Origin of the sequence: Nocardia sp. NPDC058497 (assembly GCF_042720195.1) — a bacterium.
Lineage (GTDB): Bacteria > Actinomycetota > Actinomycetes > Mycobacteriales > Mycobacteriaceae > Nocardia.
Genome location: NZ_JBHXMY010000330.1, coordinates 1 through 6776 on the forward strand (window position 1 = coordinate 1; position 6776 = coordinate 6776).

Annotated in this window: 5 protein-coding genes; all 5 read right to left on the minus strand. The window is 72.6% G+C overall.

Annotation, left to right across the window (positions count from 1 at the left end; translation table 11 throughout):
- The coding region (locus ACFWPJ_RS20800; RefSeq protein ID WP_378853698.1) for a PP2C family protein-serine/threonine phosphatase at positions 1–729 on the minus strand (729 nt) is incomplete at its 3' end.
- Positions 726–3119 (minus strand): tetratricopeptide repeat protein, encoded by a 2394-nt coding sequence (locus ACFWPJ_RS20805; RefSeq protein WP_378853700.1) that lies wholly within the window; start codon positions 3117–3119, stop codon positions 726–728. The genes ACFWPJ_RS20800 and ACFWPJ_RS20805, both read right to left, overlap by 4 nt.
- Positions 3116–4288 (minus strand): hypothetical protein, encoded by a 1173-nt coding sequence (locus ACFWPJ_RS20810; RefSeq protein WP_378853702.1) that lies wholly within the window; start codon positions 4286–4288, stop codon positions 3116–3118. Before ACFWPJ_RS20810 ends, ACFWPJ_RS20805 begins: the two co-directional genes overlap by 4 nt.
- Complete coding sequence (locus tag ACFWPJ_RS20815; protein WP_378853704.1) at positions 4285–5259, minus strand: glutamate ABC transporter substrate-binding protein; 975 nt, start codon at positions 5257–5259, stop codon at positions 4285–4287. Before ACFWPJ_RS20815 ends, ACFWPJ_RS20810 begins: the two co-directional genes overlap by 4 nt.
- Positions 5256–6527, minus strand: coding sequence for a hypothetical protein (locus ACFWPJ_RS20820; protein ID WP_378853706.1), 1272 nt, complete (start codon positions 6525–6527; stop codon positions 5256–5258). The genes ACFWPJ_RS20815 and ACFWPJ_RS20820 overlap by 4 nt, the downstream gene beginning before the upstream one ends.
- Positions 6528–6776: the final 249 nt, after the last annotated feature.

A 6776-nucleotide genomic window follows, 5' to 3' on the forward strand; every position in this document is an offset into this window, starting at 1 on the left:
CGGGGGGGGCGCGGGGGGGGGGTGCCTGGCGGCTCCCTCGTCGAGGGCCCCCGCGTCCCCGCGCGCCTGGGCCCAGGAGTCGTCGACGCTGAGCCTGCGCGAGGCGGTGGGGAGGCCCGCGGCGAGCCAGAAGGCGCGGCTGTCACCGACATTGGCGACGGTGATCTCGGTGCCCTCGGGGGTCTCGCGCACGATCGCCGACACATACGTGCACGAGGGCGAGTACTCGCTCGAGCGGGACATCCCGCGCACGGCCGCCGTCGCGGTCGCCAGGCCCGCCATCGCGCTGTCCTGCGTGGACCGGCCGTCGGCGAGCGCGGCCAGTGCCGCGTCGACGCCGGCCCTGGCCGCGGTGCCGGAGGCGGCCTGCGGGTCCTGCGAGGTGGACACACCGTCGCTGACCACGATGACGCGCGTGCCGTCGCCGTCACGGACGGCCGCGGCGACGGCGTCCTCGTTGCGGGAGTGACTGATTCCGCGGTCGGTCAGGATGTACACCGTGCCGAGATCGTCCTCGAACCGGTCGGGAACCGGTTTCGGGCTGCCGCACTGCGCGCAGCGGCCGCCCTCGTAGCGTCGTTCCCCACAGGTCGAGCACTGTGGCACCGTGGCCGGATCGTGGATCGGCAGCGCGACTTTGCGCACGCCGAGTTCGCGACCGCACCCCTCGCAGAAGCGGTGCCCCGCCCTGGCCGATCCCGCGCAGTCCGGGCACCCGGGCGCGCTCACAGCGTGGTCCTCGGCCGCACCGCGTTCGCCTGGTCCACCAGGACGAATCGGGTCCACATGTCGTCGGCTTCCCGAGCCAATGTCCGCAAGCATCGTTCCAACCCCGTCCGCACTCCCTGCTCGGTGAATTCCACGTCCAACAGCTTGCCTGCCGCGCTCGGTCGCTGTCCCGACCGGATCCAGTTCAGTGCCGCCTCCAGCACATGCATGCGTACCTGGGCGGTGCGGGCGCGCGAGTCCAGGCTCAGCCGTTCGACCCGCTCACCCGCCTCGCGCAGCAGTATTTCGTCCAGGTCGGCCGGGTCTCGGCGCGCCAGCAGGGTTTCGACGGCGGAGACTCTGGCCTCGGTGAACATCGACGAGGTGCGGTCCACCTGGTCGAGGACTGTGACCGCGCCGGTCCGGTCGCCTGCCGCGCGGCGCAGGCGGGCGGCGCCGAAGGCGGCGGAGAGATAGGTGTGGTCGGTGCGCCACACCAGTTCGTAGAGGGCGAGCGCGCGGCGCAGGTCGGCCTCGTCGCCCTCGGCGCCGAGTTCCAGCGCGGCCGCCAACGCGAGTTTGGGGGCCGGCTCGCCGGGCAGTGCGGCGTAGACGGCCTCGAAATCGGCCGCGGCGGTGGCATGGTCGCCGGTCAGCAAGGCGGCCTGGGCGCGGTACCAGACCCGGCGCCAGTCGTACTCCAACTCTTCGGCCAGTGTGTCCATGCGGCCCAGGGCGGCCTCGGGTTCGCCTGCTTCGAGTTCGGCACGCACGAGACGCAGCGGAATCTCCACCGATTCACCGGATCCGGTGACCACCGCGCGCAGGCCGGCGGTCAGCGCCGCCTCCAGTTCCGCGGGGGTCGCCGCGTCGGTGGTGGCCAGCAGCGCGGCGCCGCTGTCGCCCGGGTCGACCAGCGGGGCGGGCAGGGCGGTGATGAGCGCGGCGGGTTCCGGTGTGGTGCTGTCGATGCCGAAGACCGCGCGGGCCGGGCCGAACGAGCTCGACATGCCGGGGCGCGGGATGCCGTCGCCGGTGGCCAGCACCTCCCGCAGCACGCCGGTGAGCTGGTCGGCCATCTCCGACATCGAGCCGAAGCGGGCCAATGGCTCGTCGTCGGTGGCCCGCAGCAGGAACCGGTGCAGCGAATCGTGCTGGGCGAGAAGCGGTTCGGTGTCGGGGGTCGGCAGTGGGCCGAGTTTGCCGTCGGCCGAGGCCACCCGCATCATCAGCACGGCCAGGGTGCGGCCCGCGGTGTAGACCTCGGTGGCCACGGTGGGGCCGGTCCCGGCGATCTCGGGCGCCTGATAGCCCAGGGTGCCGTAGATCGGGCTGGTGCGGTCGTCCATCGAGATGACGGCGCCGAGGTCGATCAGCTCGAGCCGTTCCTCGGTCTGCATCACGTTGTCGGGCTTGAAATCGCAGTACGCCCAGCCGCGGGCGTGCAGATAGCCCAGCGCGGGCAGCATTTCCAGCACGTAGGCGATGGCCTGGGCGGGCGGCAGGTAGCTGTCGTTCTCGGCGCGATGCTTGCGCAGGATCTGCTTGAGCGAGGTGCCGCCGACGTAGGCCATGACGATGTAGCCGACCGGCTCGCCGTCGGTGTCGGCGTGTTCGGTGAAGTTGTGGATCTTGACGATGTTGGGGTGGTCGACCTCGGCCAGGAACCGGCGCTCGGCCAGTGCCGCCGCCAAGGCGTCGCTGTCGCCGGTGTCGATGAGGCCCTTGAGGACAACCCAGCGCTTGTTGACCCGGTGGTCGACGGCCAGGTAGATCCAGCCGAGACCGCCGTGCGCGAGCGCGCCCGCCACCTCGTACTGCCCGCCCACCAGATCGCCTGTGCGCAGCCGGGGTACGAACGAGTAGCGGGTGCCGCAGTGCGGGCAGAACCCGGAGGTGCGGCCGGGCGCGCCGTCGTGGGTGCGGCCGACCGGCTTGTCGCACTTGCCGCAGTAGCGATCGGATTCGGGGACCCGCGGGTCGGTGAGCACCGCTGTAGCTGGGTCGACGCGCGGCACCGGCGGCACCTCGACCAGGCCCGCGCCGAGCCTGCCGCGCGCGGCCGAGCGGGCCGACCCGGAGCGGTGGGTGCGCACCGAGCGGCTCGATGTGCGTCCGCTCGCGCTGACGGTCGACGCGGACGGGCTGTACACGGCGGTGGCGGTCGGGGCGGTGCCGCAGGTTTCGCAGTAGCCGTCGGCGATCGTTCCGCCGCAACCGGGTTCGGCGCAGACGCCGGGTGGCGGTGGCGGGGTGCCGTTGCGCGGCTGTGCGGTGGTGCGCGAGGACCGGCCGCCGTTGGCCGTGGGCGCCGGGCTCGGCGGCGGCGCGGTCGCCACGGGGGCGGTGCCGCAGACGGCGCAGTAGCCGTCTTCGACGGCGCCGCCGCACCCCGGTTCACTACATGTCATGCTGTCCGCCCCGCTTTCTCCCCGATGATCGAACGATAGTCCGCGACCGCCCGGGTGACCGCGGCCAGATCGCATGGTGTCCGGCTGAGCAGTCCCGCGGCGATGCGGTCGGCGGCGAGTACGTCGCGGTGCTCGCTGACGCCCAGGCGGGCCGCCTTGGCGCGGTAGGCGGTGAGCCTGCCGCGGAGTTCGGCCCGCCGGTCCAACAGGCCGCGCGCCAATTCCTCTCGCCGCGTTGCGGTTTCGCCTGACTGAGTGGCGCGTGCGCGTAGGGCCAGGAGGTACTCGACCGTCGGGCGGGTTGGGTGCGGGCCGAGCGTGTCGAGCTCGGCACGCAGTCGCGCCGCCGGTTCGCCGCCGCCGGGTAGTTCGGCCGTGGTGACCTTGTGTTCGGCCTGCGCGACGGTGTCGTCGGCGCGGCGCTGCAGCTCGTCGAGTCCGGTCAGTTGCCTGCGCAGGGTCTCGACCGCGCCGGGCAGATCGGCCGCGACCGCGAGATGTTCGGCATGCCGGGCCGATTCGGTCTCGACCAGTGCGGCGAGTGCGGCGAGTGCGGCCGTGACCTCGCCCGGCGCGAAACCGAGCGGGTCCGTTCCCGCACGGCTCAACAGCGTCGCCAGCGGTTCGGCGGCCGCGTCCAGCGCGCCGTGCGCCTGTTCGACGCGCTGCTGCAGCGGAGCGAGCGCGCCGATGATCTGCCGATCCACCGCCTCGACCTGTTCGGCGAACGGCGCGACGAAGGCGAACGCGGCGCGCATGCGCTCCAGCGAGTCCGCGATGCCGACGGTCACGATCGTTTCGGCGGGTCCGGTGAGTCCACGCTGCGCCAACGGAATCGGGATGCGGGCGATCTCGTGCGGGCGACCGCGCAGCAGGTTGGTGAGGCGCGCGCGGGCGCGATCGTCGACCCGGCCGCGCCCGCCGCGGATCTGCTCGGCCTCGGACACGATGGCGCGCACCCGGCCCAGGTCCTCCCAGAGTTCGCCGAGCGCCTTCTCCACCGGCGCCCAGCGGCGCGCGGTCTCCCCCGTCGGCGGATACCGGCGGACCAGGGCCAGGCCGGGGTGGCGGTCCAGTTCCAGCAGCGTCGTCGTCACGGTCGCCAATTCCGCTGTGCGCGCCGCCAGTTCACGATCGATCTCGACGATGCCGAGCATTAGCCAGCTCATCCCGCGTACCGGGGCACCGGCGGGCCCGGCGACGGGCCGAGTACCGCCAGGTGCTGCTGGTAGATCCGCTGCCAGGTGCCGTCGGTGCGGGCGCGGTCGAGCACGCCGTTGACGAACCGGACCAGGTCGTCGCTGCCCTTCGGCACGCCGACCGCGTAGGCGCCGGTGCCGATCGGGTCGCCGACCAACTCCAGATTGCGGTCCTGGGCGACCAGTCCCGCGAGGATCGGCTCGTCGCCGCTGATCGCGTCGACCGTGCCCTGTTGCAGGGCGACCAGGCAGTCGGTCCAGTTGGTCACGCCCAGCACGCTGGGCGGTGCCGGCAGCGAGAACAGCGGCGCGGCCGCCGTGGTGCCCTTGGTTACACACACCCGCTTGCCCGCCAGGCCCGCGGCGTTCGTGATCCCCGCGCCCTTCGGGGCCGCGATGCGTTGCGCCGCACGGTAATAGACGCTGGAGAAGTCGACGTCGCGGCGGCGTTCGCAGGTTGCCGAGAAGGTGCGCACGATCATGTCGACCTTCTTCTCCCGCAGCAGCGGGATCCGGTCGGCGGCGGCGACGGAACGCAGTTCGATCTTGTCGGGATCACCGAAGAGGTCGCGCGCGATCTCCCGCGCCAGGTCGATGTCGAAGCCTTCCAGGCGTCCGGTGGACGGATTGCGGAACCCGAACATGTAGGTGTTCTGATCGACGCCGACCCGCAACCTGCCGTTCGCGACGATCGCGGCCATCGACGACCCGGCAGGCATCGCACCGGGCCGCGGCTGACTCGTCGGCGCCAACGTCGCCTCGGTATCGCAACCGCCGGTGCCTTCCGCGATCGGCGCCGAGGTGATGGCCTCCGCACCGGGCAGCGGCGGCGCGACGGCGGTGGCCGGAATCGTCGACGGCTCCGGTGCGCCACCGCAACCGGCGACCAGCACAACCGCCGCGGCCAGCGCCGCCACAAGCAGAGGACGCCGGGTGCTCATAAAAACTCCTTGATCCGTGGCCAGAGGCCGGTGATCACGGCACCCGCGGCGGCCAGCAGGAGGATCAGGGTGCCGAAGGGGCTGAGGGTGAAGGTGGTTCCGGCGGCGTCGACGCCGTCGCGCAGGTCGGTGCGGGCCTGAGCGAGGGCGTCGCGGAGTTCGTGGTCGAGGCGGGCGAAGCTGGTGGCCGAGCTGTCGGGGGCGGTGCCGATCGCCTGGGTGACGGCACCGGCGTAGTCGGCCTTCTCGTAGGCGGTGCGCTGGGCGTTGTGGCCCGCGGTCCAATTCGTCAGTGCGCGGGCCGCTTCGGAGTCGGCGGCGCCTGCCGCGGTGAGCCGCTGTTCCAGGTCGGTGGTGTGGGTGTGGAAGGACGCTTCGGGCGCGGTGATGTCGCCGCGGGTGATCAGGGCGAGCGTTTCGTCGGTGCGGGCCTGCTGGGCCAGGATGCGCGCGCCCGCCAGGTTCTCCACGCGCGCACCGGCACCCGAGTCGCCGGTGTCGAGCAGGTGCGCGGCGGTCAGCGTGGCGCCCACCGACCACAGCACGGCCAGCAGCGCGGCGGCCGCGGCCAGGGCTACACCGGCATTCACCAGCCGGTTGGTGCGGCGCAGCAGCACCACCGAGCCGACGGCGCAGGCGGCCAGGACGAGCAGCAGGAGCGCGATCGTGGTCCACGGGAGCGCGCCGATGCGGTGCTGGTCCTCGCGCACCGCGGCGAAGCGGGCCTTGTTGAGCTGTTCGGCGTTGGGCAGCAACGAGGTCTGCATCAGGTCGGAGGCCTGCCGCAGATAGGCGGAGCCGACCGGGAAGCCCTGCCGGTTGTTGGCGCGCGCGGTCTCCACCAGACCGGTGTAGGTCGGCAGGTCGGCGGCGATCCGGGCGACGATCGCCCTGGACTGCGCGTCGGTCGCGCCCGCGGTCGCTTCCGCCAGCGCCGCGGCGGCTTCGGCGAGCGACTGCTCGTAGGTGTCGCGCACCTGCGGTGATTCGATGCCGCCGGACAGGAACGCCGTCGCCGCACCGGCATCGGCCGCCGACAGCGAGACGTAGAGGCTTTGCGCGGCGAACGCCAGCGGCTCGGTCCGGTCCAGCACCTGGTCGGTGCGCCCGGCCTTCGCGTCGAGCTGTTGTCCCGCGGTCAGTCCGGCGACCACGCAGGCCACCGTGAGCACCACGAGCACCACACCGAGCACACCCGGTGTCGTCGCGGCGAAACGCCGCAGCCACATCCCCGCGTCACGGATGGTCGCCGGTAGGCGAGATCCCACACCGTCCTCCTTCATCTCCCCGGGCGGTGTCTTCGATCGCGATAGTACGGGAGGCGCTGACAATGCGCCCAGGCGACGGAAATCGGCTCCGCACAAGCGGATCGGGCCCATCAATGCGAAAGGGTCCGCCACACCGATGGTGTGACGGACCCCCTGCCCGGACTCGTGGGGCGGATGTTTTCCCCCCGCCCGCCATGAGGACCCGCGGGTACCGCCGGGCGGCCCATGGGATAACGCGCTCGCGCGCGC